This window comes from Pseudoxanthomonas sp. F11 (genome assembly GCF_037046485.1).
GTDB lineage: Bacteria > Pseudomonadota > Gammaproteobacteria > Xanthomonadales > Xanthomonadaceae > Pseudoxanthomonas_A.
In genome coordinates this window covers 343,963-361,753 of sequence record NZ_JBANLZ010000001.1, presented here as the reverse complement: position 1 = coordinate 361,753, position 17,791 = coordinate 343,963, and the positions used below count along the sequence as shown (strand labels likewise).

Annotated in this window: 20 protein-coding genes; 7 read left to right on the top strand and 13 right to left on the bottom strand. The window is 69.5% G+C overall.

The window, feature by feature from the left end; genetic code table 11:
- Window positions 1-13 precede the first annotated feature (13 nt).
- The 3 genes from V8246_RS01840 (at window position 14) to V8246_RS01830 (ending at window position 2,497) form a co-directional block, all read left to right on the top strand.
- Window positions 14-295 (top strand): hypothetical protein, encoded by a 282-nt coding sequence (locus tag V8246_RS01840; RefSeq protein ID WP_336187665.1) that lies wholly within the window; start codon window positions 14-16, stop codon window positions 293-295.
- A 76-nt stretch (window positions 296-371) separates the two neighbouring features.
- Window positions 372-1,499 (top strand): HAMP domain-containing sensor histidine kinase, encoded by a 1,128-nt coding sequence (locus V8246_RS01835; RefSeq protein WP_336187664.1) that lies wholly within the window; start codon window positions 372-374, stop codon window positions 1,497-1,499.
- A gap of 245 nt (window positions 1,500-1,744) precedes the next feature.
- On the top strand, window positions 1,745-2,497 hold the full coding sequence (locus V8246_RS01830; RefSeq protein ID WP_336187663.1) for a hypothetical protein: 753 nt from the start codon (window positions 1,745-1,747) through the stop codon (window positions 2,495-2,497).
- A gap of 99 nt (window positions 2,498-2,596) precedes the next feature.
- On the opposite strand, the gene V8246_RS01825 is transcribed toward V8246_RS01830, so the two are convergent.
- Window positions 2,597-2,773, bottom strand: coding sequence for a hypothetical protein (locus V8246_RS01825; protein ID WP_336187662.1), 177 nt, complete (start codon window positions 2,771-2,773; stop codon window positions 2,597-2,599).
- Window positions 2,774-2,884: 111 nt separating this feature from the next.
- Window positions 2,885-3,244, bottom strand: coding sequence for a glycine zipper 2TM domain-containing protein (locus tag V8246_RS01820; protein WP_336187661.1), 360 nt, complete (start codon window positions 3,242-3,244; stop codon window positions 2,885-2,887).
- Window positions 3,245-3,454: 210 nt separating this feature from the next.
- Between V8246_RS01820 and V8246_RS01815 the strand changes: the two genes are divergently transcribed.
- From V8246_RS01815 to V8246_RS01805, 3 genes are all read left to right on the top strand, one after another.
- A complete protein-coding gene (locus tag V8246_RS01815; protein ID WP_336187660.1) occupies window positions 3,455-3,946 on the top strand; it encodes a pyridoxamine 5'-phosphate oxidase family protein in 492 nt (163 codons plus the stop codon).
- 149 nt (window positions 3,947-4,095) lie between these two features.
- Window positions 4,096-4,416, top strand: a complete 321-nt coding sequence (locus V8246_RS01810) for a hypothetical protein (RefSeq protein ID WP_336187659.1) — start codon at window positions 4,096-4,098, stop codon at window positions 4,414-4,416.
- Complete coding sequence (locus V8246_RS01805; RefSeq protein ID WP_336187658.1) at window positions 4,413-4,628, top strand: hypothetical protein; 216 nt, start codon at window positions 4,413-4,415, stop codon at window positions 4,626-4,628. The genes V8246_RS01810 and V8246_RS01805 overlap by 4 nt, the downstream gene beginning before the upstream one ends.
- 726 nt (window positions 4,629-5,354) lie before the next feature.
- Here V8246_RS01805 and V8246_RS01800 read toward each other — a convergent pair.
- The 9 genes from V8246_RS01800 to V8246_RS01760 all read right to left on the bottom strand — a co-directional run bounded on the left by V8246_RS01800 (window position 5,355) and on the right by V8246_RS01760 (window position 12,623).
- Window positions 5,355-5,585, bottom strand: coding sequence for a hypothetical protein (locus tag V8246_RS01800; protein ID WP_336187657.1), 231 nt, complete (start codon window positions 5,583-5,585; stop codon window positions 5,355-5,357).
- Window positions 5,566-6,006 carry a 3-dehydroquinate dehydratase gene (locus V8246_RS01795; protein WP_336187656.1) on the bottom strand — a complete coding sequence of 147 codons (441 nt, stop codon included), beginning with the start codon at window positions 6,004-6,006 and terminating at the stop codon, window positions 5,566-5,568. The genes V8246_RS01800 and V8246_RS01795 overlap by 20 nt, the downstream gene beginning before the upstream one ends.
- 13 nt (window positions 6,007-6,019) lie before the next feature.
- On the bottom strand, window positions 6,020-6,460 hold the full coding sequence (locus V8246_RS01790; RefSeq protein ID WP_336187655.1) for a hypothetical protein: 441 nt from the start codon (window positions 6,458-6,460) through the stop codon (window positions 6,020-6,022).
- A 106-nt stretch (window positions 6,461-6,566) separates the two neighbouring features.
- Window positions 6,567-7,190, bottom strand: a complete 624-nt coding sequence (locus V8246_RS01785) for a hypothetical protein (RefSeq protein ID WP_336187654.1) — start codon at window positions 7,188-7,190, stop codon at window positions 6,567-6,569.
- A gap of 12 nt (window positions 7,191-7,202) precedes the next feature.
- Window positions 7,203-7,967, bottom strand: a complete 765-nt coding sequence (locus V8246_RS01780; protein WP_336187652.1) for a thioredoxin family protein — start codon at window positions 7,965-7,967, stop codon at window positions 7,203-7,205.
- Between the two features lie 112 nt (window positions 7,968-8,079).
- Window positions 8,080-8,745: a glutamine cyclotransferase gene (locus tag V8246_RS01775; RefSeq protein ID WP_336187651.1), complete on the bottom strand. Its 666-nt coding sequence runs from the start codon at window positions 8,743-8,745 to the stop codon at window positions 8,080-8,082.
- A gap of 31 nt (window positions 8,746-8,776) precedes the next feature.
- Complete coding sequence (locus V8246_RS01770; RefSeq protein ID WP_336187650.1) at window positions 8,777-9,997, bottom strand: helix-turn-helix domain-containing protein; 1,221 nt, start codon at window positions 9,995-9,997, stop codon at window positions 8,777-8,779.
- 43 nt (window positions 9,998-10,040) lie between these two features.
- A complete protein-coding gene (locus V8246_RS01765) occupies window positions 10,041-10,499 on the bottom strand; it encodes a hemerythrin domain-containing protein (protein ID WP_336187649.1) in 459 nt (152 codons plus the stop codon).
- A gap of 30 nt (window positions 10,500-10,529) precedes the next feature.
- Window positions 10,530-12,623 carry a catalase gene (locus V8246_RS01760; protein ID WP_336187648.1) on the bottom strand — a complete coding sequence of 698 codons (2,094 nt, stop codon included), beginning with the start codon at window positions 12,621-12,623 and terminating at the stop codon, window positions 10,530-10,532.
- Between the two features lie 178 nt (window positions 12,624-12,801).
- Between V8246_RS01760 and V8246_RS01755 the strand changes: the two genes are divergently transcribed.
- Window positions 12,802-13,230, top strand: a complete 429-nt coding sequence (locus tag V8246_RS01755; protein ID WP_336187647.1) for a VOC family protein — start codon at window positions 12,802-12,804, stop codon at window positions 13,228-13,230.
- Window positions 13,231-13,346: 116 nt separating this feature from the next.
- Here V8246_RS01755 and V8246_RS01750 read toward each other — a convergent pair whose 3' ends face one another.
- Both V8246_RS01750 and gcvP read right to left on the bottom strand, forming a co-directional pair.
- A complete protein-coding gene (locus tag V8246_RS01750) occupies window positions 13,347-14,678 on the bottom strand; it encodes an alpha/beta hydrolase (protein ID WP_336187646.1) in 1,332 nt (443 codons plus the stop codon).
- A 171-nt stretch (window positions 14,679-14,849) separates the two neighbouring features.
- On the bottom strand, window positions 14,850-17,753 hold the full coding sequence (gene gcvP / locus V8246_RS01745; protein WP_336187645.1) for an aminomethyl-transferring glycine dehydrogenase: 2,904 nt from the start codon (window positions 17,751-17,753) through the stop codon (window positions 14,850-14,852).
- Between the last annotated feature and the right edge of the window lie 38 nt (window positions 17,754-17,791).

Here is a 17,791-nt window from a genome sequence, read left to right as displayed (position 1 = left end):
CAGGAGGATCGACATGACGAACACCCACCGCATCATCGCGCACGGCACGCCGAAGCCGAGCGAACCCGGCACGCCGACACCGCCGGGCCGGCCCACGCCGCCCGGCACGCCGTCCGAACCGGGAAAGCCCAGCCTCCCGGGCATGCCGAGCGATCCGCAGCGTCCGCCGCCGTCGGAACGGCCGCCGATGCCACGCGATCCGGGCGACCCCGACGACGTGCCGGTCGGTCCCGATCCACCGGAAACGCAGGCGCACATCGACGACCCGCGCGATCCGCGCGGCCTCGCCCACTGACATGCGACTGCGCATTCCATCCCAGGGGGACGACATCACCGATCACACGACGCAGAAGGAACAACAGGACGTGCTTATGCGACTACCGGATTTCATCCAGGCCAACATGCAGCGCATCCTCGATGATGCGGTGGACTTCGCCATCACCCAGGCGCCGGAAGGCGCGCAGTTGAACCACAAGCGCCTGCGCAACGACATCCCGCTGATCCTGCGTGACATCGTGGCCGACCTGCGTACGCCGCAGAGTGCCGCCGAGCAGCGCGACAAGGCGCAGGGCCGCCCCGCTGACGGCACCGGCCCGGAATCGGCGGCCAGCAGCCACGGGCGCAGCCGCGCCGACGACGGCTTCGGGGTGAACCAGATGATCGCCGAGTACCGCGCCCTGCGCGCGTCGGTGCTGCACCTGTGGGCGGCCGACCAGGCGCTGTCCGGCGACGCCATCGACGACATGATGCGCTTCAACGAAGCCATCGATCAGGCGGTGGCCGAATCGCTGCTGGAGTTTTCGCGCACGGTGGAATCGTGGCGCAACGTCTTCCTGGGCGCGCTGGGTCATGACCTGCGCGGCCCGCTGGCGGCCGTGGTGGGCACCGCCGAGCTGCTGGCCGACACCGCGCAGGGCACGCCGCACGCGCACCAGGCCGCGCGCATCCTCAGCGGCGGCCAACACCTGAGCCGGCTGGTGGATGGCCTGCTGGACTACAGCAAGAGCACGCTGGGCGCGGGCATGCCGCTGCACCGCATCGCCTGCGACCTGGGCGAGGCGGTAGCGGCCGAACTCGACCTGCTGCAGGCCGCGCTGCCCGAGGCGCCCCTCCGTCTGCAGGTGCAGGGCGCCACGCACGGGTACTTCGACGATGCGCGCATCCGCGAGGCGCTGCACAACCTGGTGACCAATGCCGTGAAGTACGGCGAACGGGCGGCGCCGATCGACGTGGCCCTGACCGGCGATGCGCGCAGCGTACGCATCGCGGTGAGCAATACGGGCCAACCGCTGTCGTCCGACGCGCTGCATGCGCTGTTCGACCCGTTGCGGCGCGGCTCGCTGCCGGCGCACAAGGGCGAGCACGCCAGCCTGGGGCTGGGGCTGTTCCTCGTGCGCGAGATCGCCATCGCCCATGGCGGCGACGTGGCCGCGCACGTGGAAGAAGGCGTCACCACGTTCGTGATCCGCCTGCCGCGCGGTGACACCGCCGCCGCGTGATGTCGGGGCGATGCGTGGGCTCCGCTGTCCGTGAATGCGCCTCGCGCGCAGCGGTTCACCTGCCGTTTCGCGAAACACCCCCGTGCGCTCACGGCGCGATCATCAAGCTGAGCGCAGTGCACGCGGTGATCACCTGGAATGCGGAGTATCGGTGCCACTCCGCACGCGCGGCGATGCATCGCCGGCGGACGGAATGGGGCCGTGCAATCTCGCACGGCTTCATCACTTCACAGAGGACCTTCCAGATGACACGCGACACTTCGCAACGTGATGCCAACCGCGACCCCATCACCGGCACGCCGGGCGCACACCCCGTGGGCGTGGGCGTGGGCGGCGTGGCCGGCGGACTGGCCGCCGGCGCGGCGGCCGGCACCGTGTTCGGACCCATCGGTACGCTGATCGGCGCGGCGGCCGGCACCGTGATTGGCGCCGCCGCGGGCAAGGGCGTGGCCGAGCGCATAGATCCCACCGGCGAGGTGGACTACTGGCGCGATGCGCACCGCACGCGCCCGTACTACTCGGGCCAGTACGACTTCCAGCGCGACTACGCCGGCGTGTACCGCGCGGGCGCGGTGGCGCGCGGCGAATTCCCCGAGCAGTCGTGGGAAGAGACCGAACGCCGCCTGCAGGCGGACTGGGAGGCCCACAAGGGCGAGTCGCGCCTGGAGTGGGAACATGCCCGGCCTGCCGCACGCGATGCCTGGGAGCGCGCCGACCGCACCTACGGCGCGTACGCCTGGAGCGACGCCACCTATGCGCAGCACTTCCAGAAGGCGGCCTACCGCCAGGACGGCGATGCGTTCGACGATTACCGCCCGGCGTATCGCTATGGCACCTATGCGCGGGGCGAGTACGCCGACCGCGAATGGGACGACCATCTAGCGGCCGACCTGGAGCGCGGTTGGGATCGCTTCAGGGGCGGCTCGAAGCTGACCTGGGAACGGGCCAAGCACGCGGTGGCCGATGCGTTCACGCTGGACCGCACGCGCCCGCATTGAGGGATCGCCCGTGCGCCTGTCGTCGTCCGGCAGGCGCATCGGGTATCGATGGAAGGGGATGAGATCGCAGGCGCATCGCGCGATGCGCCGCCGTCCTGCTCAGTGCGCCACGGTGTCCTGCGCGTCGGGATAGTCGCGTTCCGGATCGGGCCTTCCTTCAGGCGTGGCCTCCGGTGGCACGGGTTCTTTCCAGCGCGCCTTGTCGTTGCGGTACTTGTCCGGCGTGTCGGGCTTGGCGGCGTCGCTGTGATCGTTGGGGCGAGGTCGGTTCGGCATGGCCGTTCTCCTGATGCGTCTGGCGAATGTGCTGCCGCCTGTGCCAATGCGGCACGACGGGCGCCTGCTACCTCGTCGCGGCAGGCGCCCGTCGCAGGTGGAGCGTTGCGCTCAGCGGTAGACGCGTTCGCAGCGGCGTTCGACGATGCGGTCGCCCTTGGTTTCCTGCTGGTTGCCCTGCACCTTGCGTCCGATCGCGCCGCCGGCCACGGCGCCGCCGACGGTGGCTACCTTCTTGCCGTTGCCGCTGCCCACCTGGTTACCCAGCAGGCCGCCGATCACCGCGCCGATCGCGGTGCCGGCCACACGGTTGGGATCACGGCTGTTCTGCCGCACTTCCACGTTCTTGCAGACCACCCGGCTGCCGTCGTCGAAACGGCGGCCTTCGTCCTGCGGACCATACGTCTGCGCCGCCGCGGCCGACATCACCGACATCAGGCCGACGGACAGCAGACAGCGGGGGGTGTTCATGACGTTTCTCCTGTGGGGAATCGCAGGGGCAGGCTGCGCGCGCGCTCGCGAACGCGTGGTGAAAGCAGGGCGCCCGCATTCATGCGCCAGTACGGCCGTCGTGACGCCGGCGCGACAAACATGACGCGGGACTGACGCTGGCCGCATGCCTTGACGGTGGCGCGACGCCGCATCGCCTAGCGTGGTGGCATCCACGACGAGGAGCACGCCATGCATACGCCGGAAGAACTGGAAAAGAAGCTGTGGAAGGCGATCAAGTCCGATCGCACGTTGATGCTGGGCCTGGACGGCGCCGAAGACGGCCACACCCGGCCGATGACCGCGCTGCTGGAGCACGAGGGTCGCGGCCCGCTGTGGATCTTCACCGCCACCGACAACGTGCTGGCGCAGCGCACGCGCACGCCGCAGCGCGCGATCGCCACGTTCGCATCCATGGGCCATGACATCTTCGCCAGCCTGCAGGGCGCGCTGGTGCGCGACGACGACCGCGCGGTGATCGATCGCTTGTGGAACCCTTTCGTCGCGGCCTGGTACGAAGGCGGCAAGGACGATCCCAAGCTCGCCCTGCTGCGCTTCGATGCCGAGCATGCGGAGATCTGGCTCAACGAGCAGAGCCTGCTCGCCGGGGTGAAGATGCTGCTCGGCGTGGACCCGAAAGAGGACTACCACGACAAGGTCGCCGAGGTGAACCTGCGCGGCTGAGCGCCGCGCAGGTAGGCCGGAAGTCATGCGTTCCCCAACGGCGCCTGACTCCGGCCTGCCGCGGTGGCCGGCCTGCGCGCCGACCCGCGTGATCAGGGAAAGAACCGACGTGCCGGAACAGGGGCCAGGCCGCGGTGATCACGTACCGGATGCCACGCCCCATGCTGCTGTACTCGCAAACCCACCTGCACAACCTGCTGGACCGCCTGGAAACCAGCGACGCCCGCACCACCGGCCAGCTCGAAGCCCTCACCGTGTGGGTGGCGGCGCTGGTGCAGAGCCACCCCGACGGCGAACGCCTGCGTGCCACCGCGCAGGCGCTGTCCGCGCGCAGTCCGTTCCGCGCGCTGTGCCAGTATCAGGAAGAGGTCGCCGCCTACGACGCGACGTTCTGTCAGTTGCAGTCGCTGGCCTCGCTGGCCGACCCGACTTTGCCCCGCGCACGCCTGGCGCCCCCGCCCCACGTATGAGGCGCGCGTCCCCGGATGCCGGCCGCCGCCGCGTCCTGCGCACGCGTCGCCACTGCGAAGGCAGCGTCCCCGGCCGCGCACCGCTGTCTACCGCCAGCCTGCTGGCCGTGGCGGTGATGGCCCTGGGCCCCGTCACTGCGCCCGACGCCACGCGCGTGGCGGTGCAGCCGCTGTCTGCGTTGCCGCTGTCGGTGGACGAAGGCGACGCGTAAGGCGCGGCGCGAACGGCATGCGCGCGCTGCTTCATGCACCGCGCTCGCCCCTCATCCGGCCGTGTATCAGGTACGGGGCAGGCTTTTCAGCCACCTTCCCCGGCGCGCGGGGAGAAGGTGCTTCTGCACGCATCGCGTTCGCCGGTCCGGCTATGGATGCAGACGTCGGCATCGACGTCGTTACGAACGCAGACGCAACACCGTGCGCTGCGCTTGAAGATCATCGCGCACTGTCGGTACGCATCCCTCTCCCCGCATCGCGGGGAGAGGGTGCCAACGGCGGGTGAGGGGCGACGAAGCCCGTGCGAGAGAGTGGAGGGAGTGTGGCCAACGCCGCGAACAGGATGCGGTGGAGCATCATGCATCGCGCTCGCCCTCATCCTGTCACGCTTCAGGTACGGGGCAGGCTCTGCCACCTTCTCCCGCCGCGCGGGAGAAGGGACCTACTGAGAGAACGATTCACTGCAAAAGAGGGTACCGCGCCAGCGATCCTCGACGGGGACGCACTTGCAGCCAAGCTGGACGAAGCTAGGGCTTCGCACAACGGTACCCATGTGGTCGCCGTGGCTGTTCACCTGGATCCGGAGGGCCGCTGCTGCGGCGCCGACCACGTAAGCAGTGTCGCGCGATGTTCGCAAAGACCGCGTCAACGCAGGCGTGTAATCGACAAGAAACTGCGCGCGGGGTCACACGAGCAGGTGAATATTCGCTGTCTTGCGCGCGCGATCACAGCCGGCACACGCAGCGTAACCGGATGGCGCCAGGCGCCGCGCCGTGCTGGCGCGCAGCGTCGTCGCGCAATGTCGCCACGATGGCGTCGGCCGATGCCGCCCGGTCGTCGACGTGCGCCGCCACCTGGCCCCACGCGACGCACTGTCCGCCTTCGTACACCTCATAGTCGGCGAAGTAGCGGCGAACGGATGCCTGAGCGTCCGCGTCAGGTGCCGACGTGCACATCGCACTCGCATTCCGCGCAGCCCAGCTGCTCAAGCGCGATCTCCAGCGCCAGCGCGTAACTGCGTGCGCCGTAGCCATCGACGACCGCAAGGCGACGGCCGGTGGCGGCGGGCAGGGCGCCTTCGTCGAGCGTGTCGTGGACCTCCACGTACGGATGGGCCAGACCCTGCACCGCGCGCTGCAACAGCGGATGATCGGTGAGCGCGCCAGGGTCGAGCAGGGTGGCGCGTACGCCCCATTCGTTGGCCAGGCGCAGGGCGGTGAGGACTTCGGTGGTGGAGCCGCAGCTGCGGACGGCGAGCGTCTGCCCGGCGCAGCCGGCGCGCTGCACCAGCGCGCCGAGCACCGACGACGGCAACGGCGGCGGGGGTGAAGTGAGGGCGTCGTGGCGTTCGGGACCGCGGATGACGAGGATGGACATGAGGCGTTCCGGCTCAGGCATGGAAGGTCTCCGCGGTGGCGGAGGGATGCAGGCGGCGCAGCGCGATGTCCAGCGCCATCGCATAGGCGCGCGGCAGATCGTTGCGCAGGATCACGGTGACCAGCGGTGCGTGCTGGGGCTTTACGCGTGGTTCCAGCGCGTGCGCGGCGTCGTCGTGCACTTCGATATAGGGCGCAGGCAGGCCGTCGAGTGCGTCGCGCACGGCGCGGGTCTGGGATGCGTCGTGCATCGCCAGGTCGCCGACGTCGAGCAGCAGCAGGTCGGTGTGTTCGCGGCGCGCGCGTCGCAGGCCGGTCACCAACTCGCGGACACTGGCGAAGGCGCGGCAGTGCACTGATTGGCCGACGGCGTTTGCACGTTCACGCAGCGGGCGGTCGAGGAAGGGAGCCTCGGGGAGCGCGGCATGCGGGCCGCGCAGGATCAGGATGGACATGGATCGGGGCGTGGCGCACGGGGTGTGCGGTGTGGCCACGATAGGCCCGTGGTGCGTAACGTCGCCATGCGTTCCGGCGACAGGCGCGTAAAGAACGCGTAGTGTTTCAGGGCAACGCGATCAGCATCACGCCCGTCAGGGCGAGCAGCAGCGTGCCGGCGGTTTCCGTCGGGAACGCGCGGTGCCGAAGGCCGCGACAGAGGCTGCCGGCGACAACCCGCGTTGCCACGAGCATCGCCAGCAGATGCACGGCCACGGCGGCCAGCATCAACGCAAACGATCCGGTGGCGGTGATGGCGCGCGCGGGTCCGTCCGTCATGCACAGTGGCAGCAGTGCCGGCACCAGCATCAGGCCGCTGCCGTGTGCGGTGCCCATCAGGCAGGACCAGGCGGCGAGTCCCGCGTGCGATCGAGGCGCGGCATGGCGAGCGGCAGTGCGTGGGCACGCGACGAGTCTCCATGCCGCGAAGGTCAGCAGGCCGCTCCCCGCCAGGGCGAGCAGGTGCTGCTGCGGCAGTCTTATGCCCTGCATCACCACCACCACGACCAGCGCCACCGACAGGGCGTGCCCGAGGGCGATGGGCAGCAGGCTGCGCCGCACGTCGCGCGCATCGCCGGACTGCGTGGCCCGGGCCGCAGCGAACAGCCAGCCGTTGGCCGGGTTCAGGCCATGCAGCGCGCCGAGACCGGCGACGGCGAGCCATGGCCACCACGCATCGGGCAGTGGCATGACGTCGCGGCCTCAGGGCCTGGCCGCGCAGCACCCGCCTGATGCGATGGGCGCTGCTGCGTCGTAGCGGTCGTGATGGCGAACCCAGGCCATGGGATAGTCCAGGGCGTCTTCATTGCGACCGTAGGGGGTCAGGTCGAGCAGGGCGTAGGTGTGCATCATCGCTTCCACGCCGCGGCCATAGCGCGAGTAGGTGTGGAAGACCTGACCGTCGTCGTCGCGCACGAACACGCTGATGCCGGGCGCTTCCTCGTGCGGGAACGGCTGCCGCGTGTAGTTGTAGTCCACGGCGCCGCGCGACATCTCTTCCTGGCTGAAGTTGACGCCGAAGTCGTGGTTGAACGAGGTGCCGAACGAAGACACCCACGGGAACGTCCAGCCCATGCGCTGGCGGAAGGCTTCGATGTCGGCCAGCGGTGCGCGCGACACGGCGACCAGGGTGAGGTCGCGCTGGCCGAGGTGGAGCAGGGCGCCTGCGTGATGGTCGGCCATGAAGGAGCAGCTCTTGCAGCCTTGTTCCCAGCCGGGTGCGAACATGAAGTGCTGCACCATCAGCTGGCGACGGCCATCGAACAGTTCGGCCAGCGTGCGCGTGCCTTGCGGCGTGTCGAACGTGTAGGGCGTGTCCACGCGCACCCACGGCAGGGCGCGACGCTCGCGGGCGACCTGGTCGCGCAGACGTGTGAGTTCTTTCTCGCGCGCGAGCAGGGCGAGGCGGGCGGCGCGCCAGGCGTCGCGGGAAACGAGGGTAGGGGTGTCGTGTGCGAGGGTGTCCATGGCGGGCTCCTGGTCGGGGGGAGAGGGGGCGAACGCAGGCATGCGTCGCCCGTGCCGGTGCGGTCGGGCACCGGAATGCAAGGATTCGGATGATGCGTAACGCGGCGGGCGGTCAGGACGCGCGCGCGGGCCGGCGCACGGCGCGCACCAGGCCGCTGCGGCCGCCGCCGCAGTAGAACAGGTCGCCGCCGTCGGATTCCAGGCCGCTGACGTGGACGCCGGCCGGCAGTTCCAGCCGTTCGAGCACGCGACCGTCGTCCGGGTCGATGCGGCGCAGATCGCTGTCGTCGCCTTCCCACGTGCCATGCCACAGCTCACCGTCGACCCAGCTGACGCCGGTGACGAAACGGTCGGATTCGAGCGTGCGCAGCACCGCGCCGGTGGCCGGGTCGATCTGCACGATGCGGCGTTCGCGGTACTGGCCTACCCACAGGCTGCCATCGGCCCAGGCCATGCCCGAGTCGCAACCTTCGCCGGGGGCGGGAATCGAGGCCAGCACGGCGCCGGTGGCGGGATCGATCTTGTCGATGCGCGCTTCGGCCAACTGGTACAGGTGGGTGCCGTCGAAAGCGGTGCCGGCGTCGGCCGGACGCGACAGGCTGCGTGCGATCTGTCCGCTGTCCGGATCGACGGCGATCAGGCGCTCACCGGTGGCGGCCCAGATGTGGCGGCCGTCGTAGGTGACGCCGGCCACGCCTTCGCTGGTGTCGAAGGGGCCGTATTCGCGGGCGATTTCAACAGGGCTGACGTGGACTGCGTGGCGCGGTGTGCCGTTCATGGCGGGCTCCTGGGTGGGCGACGGGGCCAATCTACGCAGACGACGGCGAGGCGGGGAGTAACAAGATCGTCGTGAATCCGGCCAGCGGCGGCGCTACCCAGCGCCGTGCGCGCGCACGCCCGATCGCGCGCACCTGGCCGGCGGCTTCCATATCGGCGAGCGCGCGCTGCACCGAGCGCTGGCTGTCGCCGGTGGCCAGGGCCAGCGCGGAGGTGGACCACGCCATGCCGTCGGCCAGCAGTCCGCGCAGCGCGCCCTGTGCGCCATCGACGGGAGGTGCCAGCAGGACCACGCGGCGCGCGCCATGGGGCGACAGCTGGAAGCCGTGCGCGCTGGCGGTGAGGTCGGCGAACGGCGCGAGCAGGCGGCGCAGGCGTCCGATCTCCACCCGCAAACGCACGCGGTGCGTTTCGTCGGGATGGCGCGTGCGGAACACGCGCGCGATCAGCGTGCTGCGGTCGACATCGTCCGGCCACGCGGCGGCGAGCGCGCGCAGCAGCGCGAACAGCACCGGCCGCCGAGCGAGCGATATCGGGCCGTGGGCATCGCGCACCGCGTGGCGCAGGGCATCAACGACCAGCGCGCCGGAGGCGAGCACGGCTTCCACCTCGTCCAGCGTGACGGGCTGTTCGTGGCCGGCGTGCAGGATGCGGGCGGCAGGGCGCTGCAGGCTGGCCTGGACCTGCGCGATCTCGGCGGACAGCGCGGGAATGCCGGCCTTGGTGGCGGCAGCCCATGCGCGCTGCAGCGCCAGGCGCGCATCGCGCGTGCGCAGCGAGCGCAGGGCGATCTCGGCCGCGGCGAGCGCAGCCAGCGCATGATGCGCGGCAGGCGCGTCCGTCAGATCCAGTGCGTCCACGGCCGCCCGCGCGGCGTCGAGACGACCGAGCAGCAGGTGCCGGCGCAGGGCGATCAACTGCGCGTGCCGGGCGTTGGCGCGGTCGCCACGTGCGGCCAGCGCCTGCGCGGCGTCTTCCAGCCGCTGCGGTGCGGGGGCGAAATCGCGCAGGGCGAGAGCGACCTCCGCCTCGGCGACCACACAGCGGGCGCGGGCCAGCGGCTCGCGCGGACCAAAACCGCGCGTGGCCCGGCGCAGCAGTTCGCGCGCACGCGGATAGTCGCCGAGCTGGGCCATGGCGATGCCGCGCAGCGCCAGCGCCGCCGGATCTTCGCGCCAACCCACGTGCTTGAGCGCGCCCAGCACGTCGCCCGCAGTCAGGGCGCGTCCGGCAGCGGCGATCAGGGAGTCCATGCCGGCAGCCTACCGTGTGGCGCGGCCGCCGTCGCGGGCCGGACTACTGCGCTTCCAGTTCCCTGCGCATGCGCGCATGGTCGCGACGGTACTGGCGTGCGAGCTGGGTCTTCTTCGTCGTTGTCAGGATCCTGCCGGAGACCTGGAAGAACTTCTTCTCCTCCTCGCGCAGATGATGATGGACCTTCTGCGAGAGTTCGCGCGCCTTCTTCAACCAGGCGGCGTGGCGGGGATCGAGGGATTGCAGGTCTTCCACCAGTTCATCGATCTGATGGTGCTCGTGCAGGGCATGTCGCGATGAGTTGAGCCCCCGGTCGTCCATGAGGATGGGCACATAGAGGAAACGTTCCTCGGCGGCCGCATGCGCGGCCAGCTCGATCCGCAGCGTGGTGAACAGGTCCAGCCGCTCGCGTGTGCCCGGCCTGGAGCGCAGCAGGCGACGGCACAGCGAGCGCTGGGTTTCATGGCTTTCACGCAGGGCGTCGTAGAGGGATTCGGGCATATGGGGTGGTCCGGGCCGGCAGTGACGGGATCAAGGCAGGGTGCGCACCTTGGACTCACGCGCGAACTGGCGGGTATGCGCGGCCTTGATGAAGGCCGCCGTCTCCGACGCCTTCACCACACCAGCATCCTTGCCGATACCGGCGGCCTGGATGACGGCGGACGCGCCGTCGTCATGCGCGATGGCCTTCAGGTGGCCGAACGCATCGCGCACCCAGTCGACCGCGGCCGCCTCCGATGCCAGCGCCTTGCCCGCCGCGTCCGACAGCACCAGGGCCACCGCATCGAACACCACCGACGGCGTGCCCGCCAGCTGACCGTCGGCCGGCAGGCGCTTGCCGTTGCCCAGCGTCGCGCCGCCGATCTTCGGCGCGACGATCTTGACCTGCGCGCCCTCGGCTTCCGCCGCCTTGCGCAGCGCGGCGATCGCGGCGGCATCCGAACCGTCATCGATCAGGATGCCGACGCAGCGGCCCTGCAGCGTGGGCTTCATCTTGCCGATGATCTGCAACGCGGGGGACGGCGGCATGTCCTGCGGCTTGACGGAAATGGGCGGTGCGGGCGGCAGTGCCTCCAGGCCCAGGCCATCGGCGACGCGCTTGGCCAGGTCCGCATCGATATGGCGCAGGTGGCCAACCATGGCCTCGCGCACGTGCAGGGCTTCCACCTTCGACAGTTCGAACACCAGCGCCGCCGCCATGTGCGCCTGCTCCGGCGCAGTCTGGCTGCGGAAGAACAGCCGCGCCTGGCTGTAGTGGTCGGCGAAGCTTTCCGGCCGCACGCGCCCCTTGCTGCCGTCGGCCAGGCTCGCATGGCTGCGGAACCCCGCGGGCGTCTCGCGCGGGGTGTCTCCCTGCAGGCTGCTCGGTTCGTAGTTCACGCGTCCCTTCGGCACCTGCATCTGCATGTGGCCATCGCGCTGCAGGTTGGCGAAGGGACACTTGGGCGCGTTCACCGGGATCTGGTGGAAGTTCGGGCCGCCCAGTCGCGAGAGCTGGGTGTCCAGGTAGGAGAACAGCCGGCCCTGCAGCAGCGGGTCGTTGCTGAAGTCGATGCCGGGCACGATGTTGGCGGGGCAGTAGGCGACCTGTTCGGTTTCGGCGAAGAAGTTGTCCGGCCAGCGGTCCAGTACCATGCGGCCGATCACCGTCAGCGGCACAAGCTCTTCGGGGATCAGCTTGGTGGGATCGAGGTGATCGAACGGGAAGACGTCGGCCTGTTCTTCGGTGAACAGTTGCACGGCCAGTTCCCATGCCGGGAATTCGCCCTTCTGGATGGCCTCGAACAGGTCGCGGCGGTGGAAGTCGTTGTCGGCGGCCTGCAGTTTCACGGCTTCGTCCCACACGGTCGACTGGATACCGAGCTGGGGCCGCCAGTGGAACTTGACGAAGGTGCTGTTGCCCTTGGCGTCCAGCAGCCGGAAGCTGTGCACGCCGAAGCCCTCCATCATCCGCAGCGAACGCGGGATCGTGCGGTCGCTCATCGCCCACATGATCATGTGCATCGATTCGGGGGTGAGCGAGATGAAGTCCCAGAAGGTGTCGTGCGCGCTCGCCGCCTGCGGGAAGGCACGGTCCGGTTCCATCTTCACCGAATGCACCAGGTCCGGGAACTTCATCGCGTCCTGGATGAAGAACACCGGGATGTTGTTGCCCACCAGGTCCCAGTTGCCCTCCTGCGTGTAGAACTTCACCGCGAACCCGCGCACGTCGCGCGGCGTGTCGACCGATCCGGCGCCGCCGGCCACGGTGGAGAAGCGGCAGAACACCGGCGTGCGCACGCCGGTCTCGGTCAGCACGCGCGCGATGGTGTACTTCTTCAGCGACTTGGTCAGCTCGAAGTAGCCGTGCGCGCCGGTGCCACGCGCGTGCACGATGCGCTCGGGGATGCGCTCGTGGTCGAAGTGGGTGATCTTCTCCCGCAGGATGAAGTCTTCCAGCAGCGTGGGGCCGAGGTCGTGCGCGCGCAGCGAGTTCTGGTTGTCGCGGACCGGGATGCCCTGGTTGGTGGTCAGCGGCGGATGCTTGCCGCCGGCGCTGAAATGGAGTTCGCCGCCTTCGCCGCGCACCGCGTCATCGGTGGTGGGGCGGGGGGAGGATTTCGCGGGGGATTTGCGCGCAGCCATGGGAGTCTCCTGGACGGCGTGGGGGCACTCCGTGGTGGAGGGCCTTGGCACGCCTCATGATCGGCTTGGCCGCGTGGAGGCCGCGTTAGGAGACGTTGACGACGGCCCGACGGGAGGTCGCGGACACTGGCTGTCCGCATCCGCTGGCATCAATGTCGCTTTCCCAAGGAGAAGACACATGGAAACGAACGAACTGCACCGTGGCCGCCTGATCGACCACATCCAGCTGGTCGTGCGCGACCTGGAGGCCAGCAGGACTTTCTACCGCGCCGTGTTCGACGTGCTGGGCGTGCCGATAGGCGGCGAGTCCGACGACTACTTCTGGGCCGACGAGTTGTTCGTCTCCACCGCCGACAGCCAAGCTGCGCACGGCGAGCTGACCGGTCGCCATCACCTGGCGTTCCAGGCGCAGGATCGCGCCATGGTGGACCGCTTCCATGCCGTCGCCCTCGCGCACGGCGGCAAGGACAACGGCGCGCCTGGACTGCGCCCCTACCACCCCGGCTACTACGGCGCGTTCGTGCTGGACCCGGATGGCAACAACATCGAGGCGGTGTACCACGGCGAGGCCAGGCGCAGTGCGCCTTCCGTGAAGGTGGAGTTCTGAAACATCCTTTCCCCGCTGACACGGGAAACGGGGAGTGGCGCTTGCGGACGCTGACGTGCGGGAACATTCCGGCCGACGCCTTGAGGCCTTGATCCGACGGGGTGTCGCCCGTTGTCTCAGCGCCCAGGGTACGCAACCACCTGGGCGCGCCCGTAAGGTGCATGCGGAAGCGTACCGGTGAGGATCCAGTCGACCTGCATGCGTTGGTAGCCATCGGCGATACGGGTGTACGTGCGGGTGTCGTCGTCGCCGGTCTCGAATTCGCGGATGCCGTGGTCAGTGCCGGGGTACACCACGGTGGTGATCGGGTGGCCTGCTTCCCCCAACGCCACGAGACGCCGCAGGGTTTCCTCCGGCGGCGCTTCGCGGTCCGCACCGGCCAGTATCCACAGCTGCGGGATGCGCAGCGCCCGCAGTACCGGCATCGTGTCGTAATTCCACGTGGTGCCCTTGTCGTGCTGAGCGGCGGTGGCTTCGATCTGTTCCCGCGTGTGCTGCAGCAACAGTCCGCTGAACTCGCCCTTGATCGCCGGGTACCAGGGCTCGTCCGCGTAGCGGCGGCGAAGGACTTCCAGGCGCTCCCAGTCGGCCTCGCGGCGCGAGGCCACGACGGCCCCGGTGGCTTCGGTGATCTCGCGCGCCTTCGCCATCGCCTCCTCGCCGTACCCGGCGCGGCGCAGGTCCAGCATCACCTGGTCGCGGTCCTCGGCGAGCGGGCTGTCCGCCATGCCATAGCCGACCACCACGAAGGCGGCCTGATCGGTCTTGCTGGCCGCCAGCGGCGCGACCCAACCCGCCTGGCTGCCACCCAGGAAGCCGATGCGCGCCGCGCGCGGCCCCGCCAGGCGATGAGCTTCGTGCAGCGCAGCGACGGCATCGTCGGACAGCAGATGGAAGTCCTGCGTATAGGTGCCGGTGGACTGCCCGGTGCCGCGTTTGTCGTAGACGAACACGCCCACGCCCTGTGCAGGAAACATATGTTGCGCCGCGTACAAGTCGACGCCGGAGTAGTCCTCCGACCCGTGCACGATGACCGCGATCGGCACGGGGCGATCGCCTTGCGGCAGCACCAGCCGGCCACGCAACTGTTCGCCCTTGCCGGCGAAACGCGTTTCGGTGATGTCGAAGGCGATCTTCGAGCCTGCCTGCCCATCGAAGGTGATGCGGGCATCCGCGCACTCGCCGAAGCGCACGACCTTGCCGTCGGGCCGGCCGGTCCAGCCCGTCGTGCTGCGCCATGCACCGTCCGCGGGCGACAGCAGGCCGGTGGTGCCATCCACGCGCCGCCAGCGCAACTGGGCAGGTTCGCTGAGGCGATCGATCCCCACCACGCTGCCATCGAGGAGGCGGTAGGCGCCGGCATGGCAGGCAGGTGCATCGGCCGAATGGGCTTCGCTCGGCAGCAGCGCGGCAACGAGCATGGCGCAGGAGAAGAGGAAAGGGCGCATGACGCATCCCGGGGGAAGACAGGAGCGGCAGGCTAGCCGGCGCGGCCGGCGCAACGGCAGGGTCGCAAGTCACTTCGAGTGCAGCCAGAAGTCACTTCCGGGCGCGGCGGGCAAGCCGCAAACGCAGAAGGCCCCGCAGTGCGGGGCCTTCTCTCGTGAAACCGTGGCGGCTTACGCCTCCACGTCTTCCTTGTACGCATCCACCGGAATACAGGCGCACATGACGTTCTTGTCGCCGTAGACGTTGTCCACGCGCGCGACCGGCGGCCAGTACTTCTGCAGTTTCAGCGTGGCCAGCGGGAAGGCGGCCAGTTCGCGCGGGTAGGCGTGGGTCCACTCGCTGGCCATCACCATGGTGGCGGTGTGCGGTGCGTTCTTCAGCGGGTTGTCCTCGCGGTCCAGGCGGCCGTCCTCGACCGCGCGGATCTCCTCGCGGATCTCGATCATCGCGTCGATGAAGCGGTCCAGCTCGTGCAGCGATTCGCTCTCGGTCGGCTCGACCATCAGCGTGCCGGCCACCGGGAAACTCAGCGTGGGCGCGTGGAAGCCGAAGTCGATCAGGCGCTTGGCCACGTCCTCGGCGCTGATGCCGGTACGGTCCTTGAGCGGGCGCAGATCGAGGATGCACTCATGCGCCACCAACCCGTTGCGGCCGGTGTAGAGCGTGTCGTAGTGCGGCTCCAGGCGCTTGGCGATGTAGTTGGCGTTGAGCAGCGCCACCTGGGTGGCCCGGCGCAGGCCGGTCGAGCCCATCAGGGTGATGTACATCCAGCTGATCGGCAGGATGCTGGCGCTGCCGAAGCTGGCGGCGCTGACCATGCCCACGCCGCCTTCGCCGCCGAAGGTCTTCGGCAGGTACGGGGCCAGGTGCGCCTTCACCGCGCACGGACCCACGCCGGGACCGCCGCCGCCGTGCGGGATGCAGAAGGTCTTGTGCAGGTTGAGGTGCGACACGTCCGAGCCCCACTTGCCGGGCTTGGCCACGCCGACCAGGGCGTTCATGTTGGCGCCGTCGGTGTACACCTGGCCGCCGTGCTGGTGGACGATGTCGCAGATGGCCACCACGTCTTCCTCGAACACGCCATGCGTGGACGGGTAGGTGATCATGATCGCGGCCAGGCGATCGCTGTACTTCTCGGCGGCGCGGCGGATGTCCTCGACATCGACGTTGCCGTTGGCATCGCACTTGGTAACCACCACGGTCATGCCGCACATCTGCGCGCTGGCCGGGTTGGTGCCGTGCGCGGATTCGGGGATCAGGCAGATGTCGCGGTGGCCTTCGCCGCGTGCCCGGTGGTAGGCACGGATCGCCAGCAGGCCGGCGTACTCGCCCTGCGCGCCGGAGTTGGGCTGCAGGCTGACGGCGTCGTAGCCGGTGCACTCCACCAGCATGGCTTCCAGTTCGTCGATGAGCTGACGGTAGCCGGCGGCCTGTTCGGCCGGTGCGAGCGGATGGAGGTTGCCGAATTCCGGCCACGTGACCGGGATCATCTCGGCGGTGGCGTTGAGCTTCATGGTGCAGCTGCCCAGCGGGATCATGGTGCGATCCATCGCCAGGTCCTTGTCGGCCAGCGCACGCATGTAGCGCAGCAGTTCGTGCTCGCTGTGGTGCGTGTTGAAGACCGGATGGGTCATGAAGTCGCTGGTGCGGCGCAGGGCCTGCGGGATCAGCGATGGCGCGCTGGCGTCCAGCGCATCGACCGACGGCAGCGTCGCGCCTTCGCCGGCGAACACGCCCCACAGCGTTTCGATGTCGGCGCGGGTGGTGGTCTCGTCCAGCGAGATGCACAGCGAGCCGTTGCCGCGCACGCGCAAGTTGAGGCGGGCGGCGTGGGCGCGGGCCAGGATGGCGTCGCGGGCGTCGCCCGGCTCGATGCACAGGGTGTCGAACGCGCTGGCATGCACGGCCGGGTAGCCCAGCATGCGCAGGCCCTCGGCCAGGATGGCGGTCAGGCGGGCGACGCGGCCGGCGATGCGCTTCAGCCCGTCGGGGCCGTGGTAGACGGCGTACATGCTGGCCATCACCGCCAGCAGCACCTGCGCGGTGCAGATGTTGGAGGTGGCCTTCTCGCGGCGGATGTGCTGTTCGCGCGTCTGCAGCGTCAGGCGGTAGGCGGCCTTGCCTTCGGCGTCGACCGACACGCCGATCAGGCGGCCGGGCATGCTGCGCTTGTAGGCGTCGCGGCAGGCCATGAAGGCGGCGTGCGGGCCGCCGAAACCGAACGGCACGCCGAAGCGCTGCGAGTTGCCGATCACGATATCGGCGCCCATCTCGCCCGGCGGCTTCAGCAGGGTCAGCGCCAGCAGGTCGGTGGCGACGACGAACAGCGCGTTGTGCGCGTGGATGGTATCGGCGTCCTTGGACCACTCTTCGACCCAGCCACTGGAGGCGGGGTACTGCACCAGCACGCCGAAGTAGTCGCCGGCGGCGAGCTTCTGGTGGAAGGCGTCGGTGGAGCGCACCACGTCGACCGTGATGCCCAGCGGCTCGGCGCGGGTGGCCAGCACTTCCAGGGTCTGGGGATGGGTGTCGCCGGCGACCAGGAAGGTGTTGGACTTCGACTTGGCCGAGCGCTTGGCCAGCGTCATCGCCTCGGCGGCGGCGGTGGCTTCGTCCAGCAGCGAGGCGTTGGCGATCTCCATGCCGGTGAGGTCGGCCACCATGGTCTGGAAGTTGATCAGCGCCTCCATGCGGCCCTGCGAGATCTCCGCCTGGTAGGGCGTGTAGGCCGTGTACCAGGCGGGGTTTTCCAGGATGTTGCGCAGGATGACCTTCGGCGTGTGGGTGCCGTAATAGCCCTGGCCGATGAAGCTGCGGAAGACCTGGTTGCGGGCGGCGACGGCGCGGATCTTGGCCAGCGCTTCTTCTTCGTTGATCGGGGCGGGCAGGGCCAGCGGCAGCGCGGACTTGATGCTGGCCGGCACGATGGCGTCGGTCATCGCGTCCAGCGAGTCGTGGCCGACGACGCGCAGCATGTGCGCGATCTCGGCATCGTTGGGGCCGATGTGGCGTTCGAGGAACGCGCCGTGGTGCTCGAGCTCGCGCAGGGAGGGGGTGTTCGACATGGGAGGCATCCGGGAAGGGCAATGGAACCGGGCGCGCGGAAACCGCA